General features: G+C 30.9%; 19 protein-coding genes. 5 read left to right on the top strand and 14 right to left on the bottom strand.

Translation table 11 applies throughout. The annotated features are described in order from the left end of the window. Positions 1 to 542: 542 nt before the first annotated feature. The 14 genes from GQR97_RS11530 to GQR97_RS11465 form a co-directional block, all read right to left on the bottom strand. Positions 543 to 1,637: a Card1-like endonuclease domain-containing protein gene (locus tag GQR97_RS11530; RefSeq protein ID WP_158848510.1), complete on the bottom strand. Its 1,095-nt coding sequence runs from the start codon at positions 1,635 to 1,637 to the stop codon at positions 543 to 545. Next, on the bottom strand, positions 1,637 to 2,215 hold the full coding sequence (locus GQR97_RS11525) for a DUF1887 family protein (RefSeq protein WP_158848509.1): 579 nt from the start codon (positions 2,213 to 2,215) through the stop codon (positions 1,637 to 1,639). The genes GQR97_RS11530 and GQR97_RS11525 overlap by 1 nt, the downstream gene beginning before the upstream one ends. Continuing rightward, positions 2,216 to 3,637 carry a phospholipase D-like domain-containing protein gene (locus GQR97_RS11520; RefSeq protein ID WP_158848508.1) on the bottom strand — a complete coding sequence of 474 codons (1,422 nt, stop codon included), beginning with the start codon at positions 3,635 to 3,637 and terminating at the stop codon, positions 2,216 to 2,218. Further along, positions 3,630 to 4,949 (bottom strand): hypothetical protein, encoded by a 1,320-nt coding sequence (locus GQR97_RS11515; RefSeq protein ID WP_158848507.1) that lies wholly within the window; start codon positions 4,947 to 4,949, stop codon positions 3,630 to 3,632. The genes GQR97_RS11520 and GQR97_RS11515 overlap by 8 nt, the downstream gene beginning before the upstream one ends. Before the next feature lie 2 nt (positions 4,950 to 4,951). Further along, a complete protein-coding gene (locus GQR97_RS11510; protein WP_158848506.1) occupies positions 4,952 to 9,235 on the bottom strand; it encodes an AAA domain-containing protein in 4,284 nt (1,427 codons plus the stop codon). 1 nt (position 9,236) lies between these two features. Then, the gene (locus GQR97_RS11505; RefSeq protein ID WP_158848504.1) at positions 9,237 to 9,944 is read right to left on the bottom strand and encodes a PP2C family protein-serine/threonine phosphatase; all 708 of its coding nucleotides are present in this window, start codon (positions 9,942 to 9,944) and stop codon (positions 9,237 to 9,239) included. Then, positions 9,944 to 11,218, bottom strand: coding sequence for a class I SAM-dependent DNA methyltransferase (locus GQR97_RS11500; protein ID WP_199269847.1), 1,275 nt, complete (start codon positions 11,216 to 11,218; stop codon positions 9,944 to 9,946). The genes GQR97_RS11505 and GQR97_RS11500 overlap by 1 nt, the downstream gene beginning before the upstream one ends. A gap of 17 nt (positions 11,219 to 11,235) precedes the next feature. After that, positions 11,236 to 12,081: a nucleotidyl transferase AbiEii/AbiGii toxin family protein gene (locus GQR97_RS11495; RefSeq protein ID WP_199269846.1), complete on the bottom strand. Its 846-nt coding sequence runs from the start codon at positions 12,079 to 12,081 to the stop codon at positions 11,236 to 11,238. Continuing rightward, positions 12,062 to 13,063, bottom strand: coding sequence for a type IV toxin-antitoxin system AbiEi family antitoxin (locus GQR97_RS11490; RefSeq protein WP_158848502.1), 1,002 nt, complete (start codon positions 13,061 to 13,063; stop codon positions 12,062 to 12,064). The genes GQR97_RS11495 and GQR97_RS11490 overlap by 20 nt, the downstream gene beginning before the upstream one ends. A gap of 263 nt (positions 13,064 to 13,326) precedes the next feature. Continuing rightward, on the bottom strand, positions 13,327 to 14,010 hold the full coding sequence (locus GQR97_RS11485) for an ATPase (protein ID WP_158848500.1): 684 nt from the start codon (positions 14,008 to 14,010) through the stop codon (positions 13,327 to 13,329). Next, complete coding sequence (locus tag GQR97_RS19805) at positions 14,007 to 14,381, bottom strand: hypothetical protein (RefSeq protein ID WP_233267529.1); 375 nt, start codon at positions 14,379 to 14,381, stop codon at positions 14,007 to 14,009. The genes GQR97_RS11485 and GQR97_RS19805 overlap by 4 nt, the downstream gene beginning before the upstream one ends. A 290-nt stretch (positions 14,382 to 14,671) precedes the next feature. Further along, a complete protein-coding gene (locus tag GQR97_RS11475; protein ID WP_158851775.1) occupies positions 14,672 to 14,944 on the bottom strand; it encodes a helix-turn-helix domain-containing protein in 273 nt (90 codons plus the stop codon). Between the two features lie 185 nt (positions 14,945 to 15,129). Further along, complete coding sequence (locus tag GQR97_RS11470) at positions 15,130 to 15,984, bottom strand: RteC domain-containing protein (protein ID WP_233267528.1); 855 nt, start codon at positions 15,982 to 15,984, stop codon at positions 15,130 to 15,132. 97 nt (positions 15,985 to 16,081) lie between these two features. Beyond that, positions 16,082 to 17,338, bottom strand: coding sequence for a site-specific integrase (locus GQR97_RS11465; protein ID WP_158848496.1), 1,257 nt, complete (start codon positions 17,336 to 17,338; stop codon positions 16,082 to 16,084). Between the two features lie 443 nt (positions 17,339 to 17,781). On the opposite strand from GQR97_RS11465, the gene GQR97_RS11460 reads away from it, so the two are divergent. The 5 genes from GQR97_RS11460 (at position 17,782) to GQR97_RS11440 (ending at position 21,382) form a co-directional block, all read left to right on the top strand. After that, positions 17,782 to 19,026, top strand: a complete 1,245-nt coding sequence (locus tag GQR97_RS11460; protein ID WP_158848494.1) for a tyrosine-type recombinase/integrase — start codon at positions 17,782 to 17,784, stop codon at positions 19,024 to 19,026. A gap of 10 nt (positions 19,027 to 19,036) precedes the next feature. Beyond that, positions 19,037 to 20,137 carry a hypothetical protein gene (locus GQR97_RS11455; protein ID WP_158848492.1) on the top strand — a complete coding sequence of 367 codons (1,101 nt, stop codon included), beginning with the start codon at positions 19,037 to 19,039 and terminating at the stop codon, positions 20,135 to 20,137. Between the two features lie 99 nt (positions 20,138 to 20,236). After that, positions 20,237 to 20,572: a helix-turn-helix domain-containing protein gene (locus tag GQR97_RS11450; RefSeq protein ID WP_158848490.1), complete on the top strand. Its 336-nt coding sequence runs from the start codon at positions 20,237 to 20,239 to the stop codon at positions 20,570 to 20,572. 74 nt (positions 20,573 to 20,646) lie between these two features. Then, positions 20,647 to 21,048, top strand: coding sequence for a hypothetical protein (locus GQR97_RS11445; protein ID WP_158848488.1), 402 nt, complete (start codon positions 20,647 to 20,649; stop codon positions 21,046 to 21,048). A 4-nt stretch (positions 21,049 to 21,052) separates the two neighbouring features. Further along, positions 21,053 to 21,382 carry a hypothetical protein gene (locus GQR97_RS11440; RefSeq protein WP_158848486.1) on the top strand — a complete coding sequence of 110 codons (330 nt, stop codon included), beginning with the start codon at positions 21,053 to 21,055 and terminating at the stop codon, positions 21,380 to 21,382. Positions 21,383 to 21,384: the final 2 nt, after the last annotated feature.

The following is a 21,384-nucleotide window of genomic DNA, read 5'->3' as shown; positions in this document are numbered from 1 at the left end:
TAAAGCCCGCAGCGACCCGCAGGCTCGCAAAACATTAAATAGCGGTTGCACCTTAATTTTTAGAACTTGTGCATAGCGCAAAACCATTTTGGATTTTAAGGTGCAAGAGTAGCTATGGGTGAGGAATAGAGTAATGTGTGCAATAGTGCAAATAAATAATGCTGCGAGGACGTTTTCGCCGCAGTAGTATTATTTATGGTAAGCACCAATGCGACGATAGAAGCATTTTTGATTATGTACTATGGAACTAAATGGAACGACTGACGAACACCTTATTACCTGCCTTCCTAAATTTTAATGCTTGTTCTGCGTATTAAACAAAAAGATGATATGCGCGTTGGCCAGAATACTGGTTGTGGTCATGTAGCGTCTATCCGACAGGTAGGTGCGAAATGGACATAACTAGTATTGCGCGGAACTGTAAGCTTTTGCGATTGAATGCGTGTAGCTTTTTGCGAAACGAAAGAATGAGTATGTGCTGGAAGTGTGGATTTAAGCTAGGCATTAAGACAATTAATATTCTTAACACTACCTTGTACAAATTATAATTCAATTCGATTTAATAAACTATCTAACTTTTTAGAAATAGTCTTTAATTCAAAACGTTTAGATGAAGCTCCTTCTAAATAAAACATTTCAATACCTAAATCGTGACACTTTTCAATAAGGTAGCCTTTCGGTTTATAGAATGATACAAGTATAGATTTGGAACGAATACCTCCATAAAATTTACTAACTGTTCTAATTTTATTTAGGTCAGATTGGGTTACAATACCTGATTTACATTCAATAAAAAAAATATTCTGCCCTGTATTAATAAGAATATCTATTTCGTTTTTATCCATATTCGAATTGATATTGGATTTAATTGCTAAGCTCATAAGAATCTCTTTTGCATATTTCCAATCATTCACAGCCATACCGATAATTAATTCCCACCATAATCCAGTTGTTAGAATCTTAAATGAATTTACACCTTTACCTGTAAGTTTAAACCTTGGAGCTTCAACAGAAAGGAGATTACCATGCCAATAAATTCTATATTTAGAGTTAGAGAAAGAAAAATTCTTCGATTCAGAATCTACCTTTAAAGATCTAAATAATTTAAAAAGCTCTCCTATTCCAGACTTATTTTTCCTCAACTCAAATATTGAGTTTGCCAAGTCCAATTCTTCTTTATTGAATGACTTCAAAGTAGATGAAGTAAAAGTATTATGGTCTGATAAAGAAAGAAATGTTTTCGTTGAAATTAAAGCGTTTATTTTGTGTTTAGTACCGTCTGATAAATTAATAATATTTTGTTTTTGATCAATATAAAAACTAAAACAATCTAAGGTGCTAAAAACCTGTTGACTTGCTAATGCCATTAACTTAGTACCACTAGTTAGATTCAATTCAAAAGTAGCATGCTCATTATTACATATTATGTTAGTAATGGTTTCTTGTATTGAGTCATAATCATATGGGTCGATTTGATAATCAAATACCTTAACTTCTCTAAATTGTTGAATTAATCGAGTTTTAAGCCTAACTGTTTCTTTTGTGTATAGAATATGAACAACTTGTGGCTTCCTTTCTAAAACGCCAATATAAACTGGTAATAGTTGGCCTCCTAATAATACTATTTGATGTGTCATTACTTTAAAAATAATTCAGGTTGATCTATGTCTGGATTATATACAGTATTTAATATTTCAGAACCAGGTAATGGTTTTCTGAGCTCCTTTATATACTCCTCAAAATCCACATAAGTAATTCTAAATCTATAGTCTTTACCGAAAATAGCAGCAGAAGCCACCATCGATTTTTTGCCTCCAGTAATATCAAGAGTAATGTTTGTAGTATTTACTTTATACAGTATCTCTTTTAGTGATTTGTAAATAGATTGAAAATCTGGAGAATCAATAATAACAAGTTCAAAATCGTTATCCAAATAATTGTGAATACGATCAAGAATATCTTCACGAATTTCCGTAGTCAAAATATAATGATGAGCTGGCTTAACCGCCTTAGCAGTTAATATGAGTGGTTCAGGAGAAAACCCAAGTAATGATACTAAAACTCCTTTTTCTGAAAATTCAGATTGGTGTTTTTCACAGAAAATAGAAATCACTTCGGGAAATAACTTCTCATAGTATAAGTTTTCAGCCAATTTAAAATTACCATGACTTGCCAGATCACGCCATTCTTCTAGATATTTGAGTGTATTTGCCATTTAGTCGTTTACTACGTCTATGTCTTTATACTTTAGTAAGTAAGATTGCATATTGTAGCTTTTATTTATTGATTTATTTATAACAGTAATATTACTTCCTTCCATTTTCACATCATACTCTATATCTGAAATTTTCATTTTTAAAACATTTTTATCCTCATCAGTTAACAAATATATAGGGTCTTGAAAAAACTCATCTTTGATTTCAGTATTGATATGGATTATACAGTTCGATGGAAAACTAGGATTATTAATCTTTTTAAAATCTGTATAAACATCGTACATATCATAATATGTTTGCTTATTAGGATTAATAGTAAAGTAGAAAGGCGCCGTTTCAATTTGCCATTCAACAAAACTTTTAAAGTCATTAAGTTGATTCCCTTGTATTATTGCTCCAACCTCAAAACCATTTATTAGACCATGATTACCATCAATATTTGCCGTAAATAAAATGCCTTTGTCGTTTGAATAAATACCTTTTGAGTGATTAAAATAATCTCCATAAATTTCGATTCCGATTTGCTTTAATTTTAAACAACTATCTAAATGATCCTTTCTATGATTCATTGCTCTACAAAATAGTTTTATTGCAAGACCTCTATCAATAGCATTTGTGAGTTCTTCTACCAATTCAGGGATTTTATCTAAGCTTACAACAGAATATGTCGAAATAAAAATATCAGAATTAGCCTTTTTAATCAATTCAACAATGCTTTCGTACAAGGAATTGTTTAACTTTCCCCAAGTAAACTTTATGCTTGATTCATCAACTAAGTCGAGTGTTTCTTTTGTAATATTTGTGGAACGCGATGAGATTAGTTGCTTTTTGCCAGATGTTGTAAAACCAACATACTCTGTTCCTTTTTGAAAAAGAATATCAAAAAGTTTATCTAACTCTCTATATGCTTTCTCTTTTTTTAGAATAACACCTGTTTCTGGATTAGTATTTAAAGACGGAGAAGTAATATTGGCACTCATAATTAGTGCATCCCAATTATCGCAAACAATAAACTTTGCATGTGCTGAAGTTGCTGCCCTTACGTGTGCTCCAAGACCATAAAGCTTTGTAATAATTGACATATGTTCTTTACCTTCTTCAGTAGATACTTCTTCAGGTAAAAAATCAAAATTGAACTTTTTATCATCTAATTGCGTAAGTAAAAAAACAGCTACATCTGTATTCTTGCATTTCTCTAATAACTCAAAAGCAATCTCCTCATCACTAATTATAAAAGAACAAAGTTTAATTACTTTAACCGCATTTCTTATAAGTTTAATAATATGGTTTTTAATTTGAGGATATCCATCTAATGTAAATAATAAGTTAGGGTATTCTCTTAAAACAGCTTGTGTTCTATTATCATTCAAGACAAAATAACCTCCTTCAAAAATCTCTTTATTTATCAAGCTGTTATTCATTTATTAGGTTTAACATATGATTCGATATATCTATTTCTTCCAATAACCTGTATTCTTCTAATGCCACTAAAATTTGTCTATGATTATTATAAGCCATAATTTTAACTAGTATTTTTTCTTCAGGAAAGCGTTTGCTTGTCAAATCATCAACAAGGTTTGCAAGTTCAACAGCATCTCTTATAAAATCATCTCCAGCAATGAAATCAAAGAAGATAATCCAAACGCCAGATGTTATTTTATTTTTTAAAAAATAATCTGTACCTCTCTTAATATTTTTAAGAAGTTTCTTCTTAGACTTTGTTTTTTGAAACACTTCCTTGGTAACTTTTAATCCAATAGAATTTGGCTCACGATTAACATCTGTTAGTTCTAAATCTTCAATTTGATATTGCTTACAAAGGAAACCTTTTAAATCTTCTTTAGAAAAAAGGAATAATCTATCTTCATCACTTATTAAATCTATTTCCCTCCAATTAGATTCAAAATTGTATTTAGTACTACCGTCTCTCGAATTTCGTTCATCTAATCTAAGTTCTAAATTTTTAATTCGTTTTTCTAAATTTGGCAGAAATACGTTGAGGTGATCATCTTTCCCTAAAGAATCAAAACCATTAATTAGCTTACGTTTTAAAACACCATTATTTTCAAATAAACCAATAAAAACAGGTAAGGTGCAGACGCTGTATGTAAGAGATGATAATGTTTTTAACCCCAAAGGAATATTATAGTCGCTTCGTTCATTTACCCGCACATTTAAAAGATTTTTTTCGATAATGTGCTTTTGAATAGGCTGATGCGTTAAGTCTGGAGAAAATGGTCTGTTGGAAACAGTCTCTCCATTTTTGTTTGTGAAGTGATAATAATCGCTCTCAAAAATATATTCCTCTTTATATTTAACACCATAAAGCTCTTTAGGAAGTGGTTTAAGGCTTATGCCATCAATAAGAAAATCTTGAGAGATATGATGCTCCATCTTATCTTCTTCATTACTAATATAGTTCTCGCCGACATTAGTTAACACATCGTTTTTATCTAAATATTCATTTTTATGCATATAGCTTTTTCTGCTTGCTATGACTGAAGCTGGTAAAGAAAGTAACTTGGCAATGTCATCATCATTGAAAGATCTAAAAATTTTCGAACTATTTACAACCACTTTATCTAATCCATAAAGAATATGAGGTTTAGTGTCAACTATCTCAGAATGGATATAATAAATAGGATATTGAATACTTACAACTGCTTTTAAGTTATTATTAGTTTCAGTTTCTAAATCAATAAAACGTGCTATGTCTAATCTATAGTTTGCCATCTTTATTTTTTACTTTTTAGAGATACTTGTCGCTTAGACTTATCTATACTATGGATAATCATCTCATATTCATTACCATTTGTATAACTCTTTTCTTTATTATTTGGATCATAAAGAAGCCCATCAAAACCTTTATAAATGCTAAAAAAATGGCCAAGATTTTTTGTGTAGTTTTTATAGCTACACATTACTTTATCCCCAACCTTTTTTTCAAGAAAAAACTTTAATTGAAATGCTTTTGTTCTAAGTTGAGAATCTTTCGTTTTCTTATAAGAATTATTCTGAATTTTCTTTTTAAAATTTCCTGAAATTTCTTTTAGATATACCCTTTCTAATTTTGTATCTAAATTTTTTATCAAAAGCATCGTTTCTTCACCTTTTATGAATGATTTTGTTCCTTTAGAATCATATAAGCTACCATCAATTAAATCATCTATAGTGAAGAAGTGAAGTAGACTACCTCCCTTAGATTCTATATTGTTCTTATAAGTACAAGAATGTTTTTCACCTATTTTTAAAATCTTTTGTGCCTTTTCAAATTGACTTACGCCAGAAAGATTATTAATATCAATAAAGTTCCCTTTTTCCTCATTCTTACTAAGCTTTACAAGGTTTCTATATAAATTAGTATAGTTAAATAAGACATCAAAATGACTTTTCCTCGCCATTAAGGTATTACTATTACCTACAAGAATTAATTTCTTTTTTGCTCTTGAAAGAGCTACATTCAATCTACGCGCATCATCTAAAAAACCTACTTGTTTAAACTTTTCCGATCTAGTGAAACTAAATATTATTGTGTCAAACTCCATTCCTTGAAATGAGTCTAATGTTGAGACTTCGACACCACTTATATTACATTTTTTTAATTTGCTTACTATGTTGGCAACTTGGGCTTTGTAAGGAGCTATCACAGCAAATTTGTCTTTGTCTACTCTTTCTTCAAGTAACTTTGGAATTACTATTTCTGAGATACAGAGGGCTTCGGTATCATTTTTATAAGATATCCCTTCTTTTGATTCATAAGGTGTTTTACTATTTGCTGTATCAATAAATATTACTTGCTTATCAAATGGAAAAGATAAAGGCAACGTATTATTTGAAGTTGATGCACCCATTTGGACATTACTATTATAAAATGCATTTGATACAAACTCTCCTATATCTGGGTGCATGCGATGCTGAAAATTCAATAATTCAATATTAGTTGACGGAAATAAATTAGCCTTATTCTTATTTACTAAATACTCAAATAACGAAGTTGTTAATGCATGATTTATTGCTTCTTGGTTAAATTTACTCCTATTAAATCTATGATTATTTGGAAAGCTATCTTTATCAATAGGATTAATTAAAGTACTATCTATATACGGAGGAAGCTGCATATGGTCTCCTACTAGAATAACCTTCTTTGCCATAGAAACTGCCGCGATAGATTCTGATAAATTGGCTTTACCAGCTTCATCAATTATAACCGTATCGAATTTTGTATCTCTATCAGATAACCCTTTATCTATACGAACACCTATACAAGTAGCAAAACCAACATTCATTGAATCATAAATTATTGGGCGTGCTATATCTTCTAGACTCGAGGCTATTTCATTCTGCCATGTTTTTAAAACACCAATTAAATTACTTAATTGGTCAATATCTAGACCTTTCAGTGCGAATATAAAATCCTTATTTAACCCTATAAGTCGTTTTTTTAAATTTGATGGATAATTAATCGATACATTATTTAAATGCTCTAATAAAATTATAGTTATTTCTTCGTCTGATGAATCGATGGATTCTATATTCTTTAAAACAAGTTTGATATTGTTTTCGACTACACTTCCATAATACATTGCTAAAGCATCAACTTGATTATCAATATGAAAACCTTCTAAGCCAGACATGATTCTTTTTTTATTTCCGAATCTAACTAAAGTCAAATGACTTAAACTTGATAATTTATCTAAAACATTGTCTACTGCAATATGAGTTTGACTTGTAACTAATACTTTTTCTCCTTTATTCGTTAATTGTTGAACAATCTCTGCAATTACAGTTGTCTTGCCAGTACCAGGAGGCCCTTGAATTAAAAAAATGTTTTCGTTCCCAACTGCTTTAATCACAGACTTAACCTGATTGTTTTCAGGTGTATATATTCTGGCTTTATTCAATAGTGGATTGATGAAATTGAAAGATTCCAATTTTGGAGCTTTGATTTTATCAGGTTTCAGAAACATTGTCTCTATATGTGCAATATTGATGCGTTTATCAAAAAAATCTTGAATAACCTTCCTTTGAACCTGCCATTGTTTTAGGGAAATCTTAGGCTCTACATAAAAGCCACTCTTTAAATCGGTAATACTCTTTTCCATTTCAGAAAAATGAAAACGAGCTGTATTATCTACAATTTCAAATTCCGCATCATAGAACCAAACCAATTCTTTTTCATTATTCTTTTCCTTCGTTGAGTCCTCTGAAGTCTTTATTGTTACCAAAATCCTTTCTAAGTCACTTGACTCATAAATATCTTTCAAAGATTCCGATGCTATTATTTCTATCGATGCTTCACAATCAATTGCAGGAATCTTTGAAATATACCCAGAAACCGAGATAGCCTTCTGCTTATTTTTTTCTTTTTCTCTAAAGGATTGATATTCCAAGAACTTATCAAAAATCTTTAAGGATTCCCCTTCTTCCATTAAAAGAGCACCAGTTTTTCTTTTAAGTTTTCCATAAAGCAAAAAAGCCTCAGATTTTGTCTTTAGTAATTCAAATACTTTTGCTAATGGCTTATCAAGAACTGGTATATTCGACTGAAGCTTCAAAAAGGAGATTTCAGAATCATATAAGAAACATCCATTCTGCTGAGACTTCTCTTTGTAATAGGATGAATCTTTGTTTTTTCTTCCTATCTCTAGTTTACTTACAAAAAAGAAATGTTCATCTGGCTCTTCAGTAACAAAACCAGATATATAAAGATCCTGATTAAACAATGTCCAAAAGTTTCTATTATCTCTTGATGAGTTAATGGTGATCCAATATTTTTGTTTAGATAAATAATCTATAGCTTTTTGTTCCGTATTTAACTCTGGAGAAAGGCTAGCCAAATAAGGCAGTAGTTTTGATTTGAAGTCACCTTCCCAACTTGTAGAAGTAAATTGAATGTATAGTGGTGATTTTAGCGAAACCGCTAAGTCAAATAAATTATGATTATCTGCAAATGCGTCTTGAAAAAACTTTTTTTCATTATTAGATTCACTTTCTTCACAATAATCATAATACAATGAATTAAAAAAGGATTCAGCATCTTTTAAAGATTCATCTCCGTGTTCATATGTAACTTTTGATGCAACAAGAGAATCATCATTAGATTTCTGGGTAACTTTTTTATTTATTTTTGCTGTTTCGAAAGAAACAGTAGTACTAAGTAAAAAACGATCTACAGATTTTGAAAGTACTTGTACTTCCATTTCTTCACTAATAGTTTTCGAAAATTCACTAGGTTTAATCGCCGTTCCAAATAGTTTATTTGGAAAACTAAAAACTATTTGAGTATTTAATACCTGAACAATAGTTCCTTTTAATATATCGCCAACCTTTAGATCCTGCCAATCATTTTCCTCACTAGGTCTTGGTAATAAGTGTTTTCTACTTACTAATACTGGCTTATTTGGTTCGTTCTCTAAAACAACTACTTCAGTACTATCACCAACTTTAAAAGTTTGAAATAATTTTTCTGAACTGGGAAAATTCCAAGCAACATTTTGTAATGGAAGAATAGCTTTTCTTCCTTCAAAGAATTCTAAAACTATTGTAGAAGGTTTGATTATTTCAAGAACTGTTGTTGCAATTATTGATCCTCTTTCTTCGCTAGATATTTGCGCTTCAAGATCTTTTTCAATAGAAAACTCATTAACCAATAACTTATAAACGCTCTCAGATATCTTAGTTGTAGTTCTTTTTTCTATTTCTACACCTTGGCTTAAAAGATATTCATCTGCTTGATTTAATGATATATTTAGTTCCCTTAACACCTTGTTTAGGCGTATTAAATTATTTTCTTGCTTTTCAATTAACACTAAATTAATAGCACGATTAAAAGTGTTTTCTGAACCAGTTATGCGTTTCTCAATTATATTGAAGTTTATTGTTTCTCCAAAATTGAAATCTGGATATTCACTAACCGTATAAGAAATTCTCGAATCTACGTCATACTCGATGTAACCTAGTTTATCATATTTTAAGATTATTTTGCCTTGGAAGATGTTGATTTTTGTTTGAGAACTCATATTATTTAAATTCTGTTACATAGATTAAACTGGCATTGTCATTACTCTCATTTTCTAATCTGTTATTTAGTTCATCAATAAATGAAATGTTTTTTTTCTCATTATTCATTAGGAACAATATTGTTTGACTATCAATGAGACCGTGAACTCCATCTGAACAAATTATCAATTTATCTTTTTCTTTAATAGTAATTTCTTGATAAGAAATTATGGATTTTTTAACAACACCTTGAATAGAACGAGTAACAATATGTGAATACTTGGATGATTTAAAAACTTCATTAGAAGATTCACTTTTTGAAAGTTCATTTTTTAAATTATGCGACTTACTCTCAAATGTTAGTTTGCTTTCTGAATAATGAAGAATTTTAATATCCCCCACCCAAAAACATTTGGCGATGCCTTTGGAAAATATTACCGCCCCAAGTGTAGCTCCCATTTTTGAATGATTTTGTTCTTGAAATTGTCGGATAGCGAGATTTGCTTTATTAATAGCTTTTTGAATACTTTCCTTGTTTATCTCGATAACATTTGATAAAAAAGTTAATATGCTATCAGACACTATTTGAGCAGCTATTTCCCCATTATCATATCCACCCATACCATCTGCAACCAAATAAAAATATGTATCAGGATTAATATTTTTTGTCAAAACAACATCTTGATTAGTTTTCCTTTTACCTTTATGTGTTAATGTGATTGATTTCATTAATTCCCTGTAGCTTGTATTGTTCCACCTCCGTGTTTTGTTACTCTTGGTCTTGTTGACACCTTTACTGGTTTTGCAGAGATACTTACTTTTTCATTTACTTCTGGGGAGTTGTATTTCTCTTCTAAAAATGGACCTTCTAAATCAGGAAACATTTCTTTTGCCATTTGCTGACGTACGTGGTCTAATACCATTACTAAGAAACCTCCAGACCCACAAGCAGGATCAAGCACACGATGGTGTTCTTTAGGGTCAAGCATTTCTACCATACATTTTACAATGTTACGTGGTGTAAAAAATTGACCAGCTTCTTGCTTTAAAGTATTACTTACTATGGTTTCATAAGCCAATCCTTTAACATCTACAGACGCATCTAAGAAGGAGTATTTTGCTAACTCGCCTGCTATAAAAGCCAAGCCTTTATCCGTTAAATCTATACTCTCGTTCCCCTGGAACACTTCAGAGAATAAATCGTCTTCTTTTAAATTAGTAAATAAGTCTTTAATTCTTTTCGCTACTGCTTTTCTTCCTTCTTCGGAATTTTGCTCTTTAACACCAACCCAGAATTTACGACGATAACTAACGTTATCAGGCTGTGGCATAAAGCGACGTTTTTCATCATAGAGTTTGCAAAATATTAAATTTAGCAGTTGCCAGAACGCATCTTTTTTACGTCCTTCATTACCATAAATATAATCGTGTGAGCGCTTAAAAACCTTTATTAAGGAGTCATTTGCAGGTGTACGTGTGTGCGAGCGATCTGCTCTATCTAAATCTTCTAACGTTTCTCCTTCTCCTGGAAAATCTGATAAGTCTGTAAAGTCATAATCAAAACCAATAGCGTCGTCTTCCTTTTGTAAGAAGTTGTAGCTAGAACCATTTGCCCATAGCCCAAACTCACAACTTTCAACAGCTGCCATAGCGTTTTCAAGCGTTGCTGTAAGTCCTTTCTTTTTATCGGTTACTTTAACTTTATCATCTTGTACAATAGCGATTCTAATAATAAAATCTTGCTCGTGTGGTTTTCCTTTTTCAAAGATGACCAAGTTAACTTTTTGCTTTTTAGTCTTGCCAGTTTCTGGATCTTCATACTCCACGGTATAGTCACGTTCCATATCATCTAAGTCGAAGCCATACTCTTCGTTCAACATTAAGATTACGGACTGTAGATTAGACTCTATTGCCTTTGTTTTTTTAACTTCACCAGAGAGAATACAAACGAGTTCGTTATCTTCTAATACTATTTCTTCTTTACTTTTTATATCTGTAGCCATTTTATAAAACTGTTGTTTTAATTTAGTTGGTTTATTATGTTTTGTATGCTTTCTAATACTTCTTCGTAGGATAGCATTTTATGTGTTTCTATAATTTGATTGATGAGAATACTTTCTTCCTTCTCTTCTAATGTTTCAACCAAAATATTTTTAAATATCTTTAATTCTTTTGGATATTCTTTGAGGATTCCCGTAATGTCAATTCCTAATAATGTCCCACTTCCCTTTATAACCGTAAAATCATCTTTATCGTAGATATCTTCATAATACTCAACAGCAGCACGTTCTTCATTTATCAATAGATAATTTTCAAGAATAAAACCTATATCATCTGCATCTTTATTGCTTTTATGATGACGGTCTTTCCAGGCTGTAATTTTTAGTAGAAATATTCCACTTAAAGAGGCTATTTGTATTTCTATTTCTTGATCCACCTTAACTTTTAGTGAAGCCTCTTCTGCTGCATCAAAACCCAATACCGACATAGCAAAATCTTCATCTGGAGGCCAGAATATTTTGCTGTCTTGCTTCATTATATTACCAAAAGGAACAATATCTAATTCAAATTTCTCCTGATATATAAATCGTTGTTTTTGAGCCTCATCTTTAGTGAAATTTTCAAGGCTCACTAATTCTTCTTCAACTTTCTGCCATTGTTCCCAGTCATTAACTGTTATTGCAATATCTAGATCGTGCGTTAAACGACCTGATTTCTCGTTATGCAATTCCATAACGATATCTCTTGCGGTGGCACCTATAACGAAAAATGAAATGCCTACTTTTTGAAAATAAGCAGTAAGCTCTAATAAAATAGGCTTCAATAGTGGGTGTGTGAATTTATCACTAGATATATCTAAGCTCATTCTCTAGTATTTGTTTTGCTGTTTCTATATTTCTACTAAAACCACTATTAATTAAATCGGCATATATTAATAATGCTGGTGCTGTTTTTTCATTGTGAGTGTCGTTTTTCCAGAATTTCTGTAAAATTTCTATTTCTCCATTTTCACTAGGAACCAGTTTTAACGATCTTGCTACTTCAGACAAGTCTAAATCTGTAAAAAGAGTGAATTTTTCTGGTCTTAAATTCTCTGTTAAAATGGCTCCTCCAGGTTCACCTCCCCACAAAATATAACCATCATTAATATGTGTATTTATATTTCTCCATTGTTGTTGATAATCTTTATCTAAAAAACGCATCTTTTTCCTCATTATCCGAGGTCTTAATACTTGGTTATAATCCACTATCCAACGTTCTAGTAATTCGTTTTTGTTTTTTAAAACACGCTTATCACCAGTTTTTAATAGATAATTTAGATCTTCTAACTCGGCCATCACATTACTAACAGACCCTATAGAAACATCTGCTTTTTCTGCAATTCTCCTGTATGAATACTGTAAGTTTTCTGGCTTATATAATAATTGGAACACTATTTTTAATCCAGCTTCTTGAAAAGCACGAGATTGATTTGTCTTTTCTTTTTTAGCTTTCTTTTGGCCTTCTATAAAAATAATAAGTTCATTACATTTGATAAATGCATTTCCTGCGGTGTCTAAATAATTTATACCGCGGTCTTTTAATTCTTCTGTTGCTTTTTTAGAAATATATTCTGCAATTAAAATAATAGGCCTATTACTATTATATTTCGCCTCTTCAAGTTTAGACAAGATTAAACCTTGATTTGAAGTTCGCACAGTTTTTTTTGCTTCTACAATAAATTGTTCATTCTTGATACGTAAAAGCGCATCATAGTTCGGTCTATTACTATCTATTTCAATAGGAATATTAATTAATGTCTCTAACTTAGAGACAGCTTCATATATAAAGTCATTGTTTCGATACATAAGACTATGTGTTCATTATTTTTCAATGTTCAGTGACAATGAACACTCAAATATAATGAACATTATTAATAAAACTAGTATTACCTTCAATAATTCTTTAAAAATCACAATTTAACTAAACTGTATCAATTTAAATTACGGTTTTCCGTAATTGGATAAAATTGTTTAAAATAAAAAGAATGTTAATCGTTTTATTTATATGATTTTATCGGTGTTGTGCTTTATTTTCTCTTATTTATTTTCAAAACTGTTAAAAGAAAACTTCAACTACGTTTGTCTTTACAATTTGCAGAAAAACTAATCAAGTTGAACATTTCTCGCATCCGTGACCTAATACGTTCACCGTATTTACCCTGAAGTTCTTCTGCATTTAAATTAGTTGTAATATGAGTTAAGATGTCTTTTTGTTTGAACACCTCATATCTTGATATGAGTATTTCTCCCATTACATTACAGTCTTTACCGTAATGTCTTCCTATATGTTCGACACCTAAGTCATCAAAGCAATATGCTTTGTTATCGCTATAATCTTCAATCATTTTAAAGCCAATTCCGTTAAAGCCAAAAACGATATTCCGGCACGGAATAAAGTTGTATGATTTCTTATGCGGCACTAAATAGGGCAGTAATCGCATTAAAGTTGTTTTACCACAGCCCACAGGACCAGATAATAAAACACCCTTACTCGTGTCGACATCCAGTTTCTTGCAATACTCGTGGTCTTGAATAAAATAACTTGCTAGTTTAAGTAATAACTCGTGATCCTCCTCGTAGATTTTAAAATTCTTACCAAAAAGTATTTTCCCTTTAGCATCTAAATATCTTAGTATCTTAGGAAAATCATAAGCAATGGATTTACCGTCAAAAGTGCCTAATTCGAATTGAGTAGCACCTTCAATAAGAATATGGGGTTTATTAGGGTTAAAAGCTGTTTGAGGATACTTCATAATGGTTGGTTATAATTTTTATTTCTTACTGTATGTAGGTTGTCCTGATTTTGGGACACTTCCTTTTCTGTTTTTAATTCTTCAGATTTGAGTATCCAGTTTTTAGCTGAAGCTTGCCAATTTTCAATTTTTATCTTTCCGCCAATTTTCCAGCCGATAGCGCAATAATGATTATAGAATTTTTGTGCTTCTATTTCTGGCCATTCCTCTTTTTTAAAAAAGTCTAAAACTTCATTTTCATTTTTAGGCTGAGGTAGTTTATAACTGTTTTCTATTGTTTGTATATGTTTATTAGAAGGTACCAGTGCTTGTCCTTGATTTGGGACACCTAAGTCCAGAGCTTGTCCAGAGGTTGTCTCGAATTTGAGCATCTTAATAATTGATCCTTTGAATGGGTTATGTGATGGTTCATAAATGAGATATTTATAATGATGTAACTCTTTGGTGCATCTATGGTATGTGGATTTTGAGCCAATCTTAGACAACTTCATTATGTCGTCACGGTTTACGTGAAAACTGCTTCTAAAACGATTATAGTTCCATACTTGAAAAAAGGCTAAGTAGAGACTAATATGCGTGGGATTAAGTCTACTGTCTTTTGAAAACTGACTAAACACTGCATTGAGATGTTTGATATAATTAACTTCTGCCAAAACATACCTTATGAAGCCACACGATTATCTTTGAGTACTTTTAATATTTCGTCATACTCGTAGAGTATGATGCCTCCGATTTTTGTGTAGGGTAGCGTACCATTTATTCTTAGGTTTTGTAATGTTCCTGGACTCACTTGAAGCATCTCCATTACTTCTGCAGATTTCAGGTATTTCTTTGGTACTGCTGCAGGACTTTCGGTAAGTAATTTTTTTAGTTCTCTAAATAATTGAACTTTAAATTCGTAGAGATCATCTGTAGTAATAATTTCTGTTGCCATTGTAAAATTTGTTTTAGTTAAAGCTACCACCTCAAACTTTCGTTATTAATGGCAGCTATTAATATGATTTGACTTTCGTTCTACAAAGTTGCTGTTATTTCAGTGTTTTTCTTCGGTACGGGTTCGGTAGTACCGAAGAATTTTAACATTTTTGGAGTGTTATTTTATTCTCATAAATATTGGGTTTATTTAGCGTCATCAAGGTCTATGCGTATTTCAAGGCTCCTTTTTAATTGGTTTAAAAATTTAGTGGTGTCCTTCTCTCTGTTCCTAATTTCAGCATAGGTTTTATAGAAATTATTGAGATTGATATCAAATAGTGTAGCACATACTTCTGCTATTTTACTAATTTCTGCTTGTCCGTTTCTTATAGCTCCGGAACTATGTAAAGCATAAATTAATTCTACTAAGTCCGTTTTGGACGCAGTCCATGAAAGACCGTTGAGAATAGCCGGACTTATTTCTTCGATAATGATATTCTCGTTTTGTTTCCTTAACGACTTAAGTTCTAATTGGTAATAGTTTGATAATAAATCATAGCTAATTACTTGTGCTGCTAGATTATCGTGACTTGTTGAAAATTCGGGATCGGTAAAATAATGAGATGTATCTACCGGAAAGTCTAGCTTATCATTTCCGCGAATAAAGTAAATATGATCTAAAGAGGTGTTACAATGCCTTGCGTATTGAAAGAATTCTAAATTGCGCATTTTATGTTTCTCGAGTTTGTCTATCATACCACTGGCATAATCAATTTGTTTTACGATACTAGCATTAGGCTTCTCAAAAATAAATCTTCTTACTTTTGAAAAGAATTTAATTCGACCATTGATAAAAGGTTTATCCGCCTTAAAGAAATGAATTTCCTCTTCCTGGTTGTTAAAACAGTTCGTTGTTCTGAGTTGTTTTCTCAACTGATTCAATGTGTCAATAGAAAGATTTAAGCCATCATTTAAAACCGTAAGATTTCTTAGATTAGACTGCTCAATTTGTTCTACTTCCTTTTTGTACTTTTGAATGATTTGGGTAATGTGTTGCATAGGATAGTTTTTAGGTTAATCATTAAACTAAACAACACACTTTTTATTTCAAAATGCAAAAAAGAGAAGCCCTATTATAAAACCCATAACTACTTATTTATAAACTCTTTTTCTTTTTCGATTCTCTCTTCTTGTTTCGTAAAACATCTTTTAATGCATTCATATCTGTACTTATTTTGTTTTCTAATACTCTAGCATAAATTTGAGTCGTTGAAATCTTAGTATGACCTAACAGTTTTGAGACCGTTTCTATTGGCACTCCATTTGACAAGGTTACTGTAGTTGCAAACGTATGACGCGCCATATGAAAGGTTAAGTTTTTCTGGATGCCAACGAAGTTGGCTACCTCTTTTAGGAATACATTTAGTTTTTCGTTTGTTAGCACTGGCAATAAAGAATCATTTACAACTGTACTGGGATGGTCTTTGTATTTATTAACAATATCTAAAGCTTGCGCTAATAATGGCACTTTAACTACCGTGTCCGTTTTTTGTCTCTTAGTCATTATCCAATTTCCTCCATCTATACTAATTACTAAATTATTAGGCTTAAGATTCATAATATCAACATAACTAATACCTGTATAACAACTAAAGACAAATAGGTCGCGCACGCGGTCTAGACGTTTTGAAATAAAAACCTTGTCTTCAAGATTTTTTAATTCAGCTTCGGATAGAAATTCTCTGTTTGTTTTGTCATAAGCCATTTTCCATCTTACAAATGGATCTCGGTCAATCCATTCTAAATGATAGGCCAGTGTTATTACTTTCCGTAAGCGTTGTATGTGTTTCATTCTGGTATTATTGCTTAATGCTTTGGGATGGCCTACTGGCCATATATCACAAAGAAATAATTCGAAATGACTTAGGAATTCAAAATTGAGTTGATTGAGGTAAATGTCTGTGGTGCTTTTTTTCTTCTCCAGGAACTTAAATACATAATTTTCTGTAATACCAAAGTTTCTGATGGAACCAGATGCAAGTGTATTAGCGATTTTCTGACTGTGGTAACTAAAAATGTTTTTCAAGGATTTACTTTGCTGGTCATCTCCCGTATAGAGTGATTTAATCAGTTTTGCAGTAATGAGCTCATCTTTAAATTTTAAGTCTTGATAGATTTGGAAGAGTTGAGTGTAAACCTGGTCTAAATATTGATTTGCGTTTTGTGCTTCTTTTGAGTTCCCTCTAAGTCTTTTCTTTTTAGGGTCCCATAGGCTTAGAGGTACGCGTCTTTTTAAGCTAATGTTAGATCGTTTTTGATCTACAGTAACTCGAGCATAGATTAATACATCGCCATTAATGGCGTTCTTTTGGTCTCCCCAAAAGAGAATTGAAAATGTGTGTGTTGACCGCATAGTTGTCGTCTTTAAGATTAAACAAATCGTCTTGACGAAAGTCAAATCAACTATAGCAATACATTCAGCGTTTTTTATGAAAGCGTCAGTTAAACTGACACTTTGAAAATTAACTGACGGATAACTGACATATTAAAGCAAATGGTATCATTTTAAATGTTGCTCTAAAAACCAGAAAACCACGTAATTCATAAGAATTACGTGGTTTTGATGCTGTTTGAAACAGCTTTTAGTGACCTCGACTGGATTCAAACCAGTAACCTCTTGAGCCGTAATCAATAAACACTACACACGACAACTCCCCCTTTACTACATAAACAATATGATTATCAATACTATAACTAACACAAACTAATATCTATTAATAACTGTTATTGGTTTATTATGTAAATTTTTCTGCAAACAGTCTGCAAATAACATATATTTGCAGAAACAATTATGTTATGAGTTACAACATCTCTATACGCTTAGATACTCGAAGAATAAAGGATACTGGAATGTTCCCAGTAAAACTTCGTGTTTACGGCAAAGCAAGCAAAAAAGAAAAATGGTACAGCTTAGACATTGACTTGTCAGAAAAAAATTATAAAGATATTTGGTTAAACCCAAAAAACAAAAATCTTAGAGGATCTAATAAAGACTTACGTTTAAAACTCCAAGCCATAGAGAATAGAGCTAATGATGAAGCAAAGACAATGGACGTTTTTGATTTTCAAAAATTTGAATTTAAACTGTTCAGAAAGACATCAGATAAAAACAATGTACTATATCATTTTAATCTCGCCATTGAAAAAAACATTAAAAACAATAAAATAAATACTGCTGAAAGTTTTAAATACACTCTAAACTCTTTAGGTAATTTCAGCAAAGAAATCAAAAAATGTCCTGTCGAAAAACTTAGGTTTCAAGATATTAATATAGACTGGTTAAAAGATTACGAAAAACACATGCTGGATTTAGGTAAAAGCTACACAACTGTATCTATTTACACTAGAACCTTACGAGTTATTTTTAACAATGCTATTGAGGTAAACGACCTTAATAACGAACATTACCCATTCGGCAAAAACAAATACAAAGTACCAAGGACTAAAAAAGTAAAAAAAGCATTAAACTCAAATCAACTTAAGAATCTATTTGAAGCTAAAGCTACGACTTTCAATGAAACCAAATCTAGAGATTTTTGGTTTTTTAGTTTTGCTTGTAACGGCATGAATCCAAAAGATATTGCCCTTTTAAAATATTCCGATATTAAAGATGACCAATTCACTTATTACAGAGCAAAAACTTTTGACAAAACAGCTGAAAAAACTAAAATCATAATTTACCTAACAGACTTCACAAAAGGCATTATTACCAAATATGGAAATAAAAACAAAAAAGGCTTTGTTTTTGATATTATTGACAACCTTGACGATAGTTTAGAACAGCACAAAAAGATAAAAAACTTTACACGTTATGTTAATGATCATATTAAAAGAATAGCCATTGCAAACGATTTACCAAAAGACATAAGCTTTTACTATGCCAGACACAGCTTCGCAACTAATTCATTACGTAAAGGCGCAAGTATGGAGTTTATTAGTGAAGCTTTAAATCATAGTGACCTAAGCGTAACTAAAAATTATTTTGCGGGTTTTGAAGATGAAGCTAAAAAAGAATTTGCTAACTCAATAATGGATTTTTAAACTTTAAATAATGCTAAAAAAATTAGATAATAGTTTTAGTCTTTCAATGCCTGAACTCAAGAATCAAACCGACGATATTTTAAAAAAAATTGATATAGGAAAAGAGATTGAAAAAAATATTAACTTAATTAAAAAATATTTAATTGAGGACACATTATATGATGAATGGACAAAATCTATTTACCAAAAATTTCACTCATCAATACCAAAAGAAGTAAAAGACAAGTGTAAAGTATGCAAAGGGGATAGTGAACTTACTGAAGACAAGGCATGTCAAAACTATTTTTCAGCAGTAAATGATGAGTTTTTAATACTTATCACTCTTTACGTTGGTTTTATTGAAAATAATAAGCACTTATTCAAATCAAAAGAATTAGTAAAGTCATTAACAAACAATTTTTTTGAAAATTTTGAATATAACGAAGGAAAATCAAACTTTAATACCGAAACACTTGACAACACATTGTTAACCAATGCTTTATTACTACTACGTGAGTCTTTTGTTGAAATGGAAACTCACACAGCAATAACAAAAATAAACCAGATAATTGAAGAATTAGAAACCCACATAATTATCGCAACATCAACAAACAGAATTGTATTTGATTTTGTTAAACCTCAATTAAAATTCTTAAAAAAACAATTAAAGTATTATAATAAAAAGAGAGAAATTGAACTTTTATCTCCCCCTCCTTCAAACAGTATCGATCAGGATGTTTTGTTTAAACTCAATAATAATTTAATTCCTAGATTAAGTATTGAGCAAGTTTATAATTATTTCAAAATACTTACACAGGTAATAAACTCAAAACAAAAATTTTACCTGAATGAAGAAAAATTAATCATATTTATTAAAGCAACCTTTGTGGACTGCAAACCTATTAAACAAAACTTTGACGTTGAGTTTAGTAGAGATAAAATCGACATACGAAGCGTATTTCAAAACTTCCTAACTGAATGTTCTAAATTTGAGAAAAACAACAAAAATCTAAAGGAAAAATACTTCAATATTATGAACAATAGTTTTTATGGATTTAACCTAATAGATCATGAAAAGTTCCACAAAACAAGCAACAAAATAATTACAATTAAGCTCCATAAGTCTAAATAAGGTTCTCTTAACTCTAAATTAACGACCCTTAAATCTATCTAATTCCCTAACACACAACAAACTACTATCATTGTTTAATATTAATCAAAACATATTACAATGATAGCATTTGAACAAACGCAACAAGACGTTGCAGAGGTAAAAAAAGACATCAAAGAATTAAAAGCCTTTTTCCTCCAAAAGGCAGAAATACAAAAAGAAAATGATTATCCTGTTTCTATTGATGAAATAGAAAAACTAACTGGTTACACCAAACCTACACTTTACGGGTATTGTCAAAAAAACAAAATCCCATACCATAAAAAAAATGGTCGTTTATTCTTCTTCAAGTCCGAAATAATAGGTTGGATTAAACAAGGAAAACAAAAAACTATTATTCAAGTTGGTATTGATACCGATACCTTATTGTCCAACAAGAGAAAATTTTCTAAATAATGGGCAGTAAAAACACAAGGTTTTCCAAAAATTCGATTTCAGTAATCGTTAGTCTAACGTTAAAATAACGAGCAATGGACAGATATACATACAATTGTAACTATTGTGGTGTAGAATACACCCCTAGAAGAAGGTTTAAGCAGAAGTACTGTTGCAATAGTTGCAGAGTAAATGCTTTTAATCAAAGAAAAAAAGCTAAAACTAATTTACTCAAAACAAAAAAAGAAAAAACTCCAACAACAAAAGACAAAATGAGTTGGGCAGGTGTTGGCAATGCAGCCGTAGGTACTTTTGCTACTAATTTAGTAACCCAAATACTAACAAAAGAAGAAAACATGCCTGCGACAAAAGGAGATATTAAAAACCTTTTAAATAATGGTTCACACAAAACATTTTTAGTTAAAAATATGCCTCCAGCAGAAAATGGCTCTAGACCTTACTTTGACACATACAGACAAATAATAACTTACAAATAAAAAAATGAAAAACATATTAGAAAATACCACATACGGACCAATTGGTTTAAGCGAGTTAGAAGCTCTTCGATTAGAACTATACAAAATAAACACAATAAAAAGTGATCACCCTTTTTCATTAGCGATGATAAATAATTTGATTTTAAAAATTGATTTTATAATTAAAAAACTAACGTATAATCCAAGGTTACCACTTCAACAAATAGAAAAAGACATCGTGGAAATATGCAAAACGGACGCATCCATTAATGGTGTGGTAGTAAATATTTTATTTACTAAAAAATATAAAGAAATTGACTCAAGTCGTTTAGGCTGTTTAACCGTAAATGTATAATC

Source organism: Algibacter sp. L1A34, assembly GCF_009796805.1.
Lineage (GTDB): Bacteria > Bacteroidota > Bacteroidia > Flavobacteriales > Flavobacteriaceae > Algibacter.
This window is presented reverse-complemented; position numbering and strand designations above follow the sequence as displayed.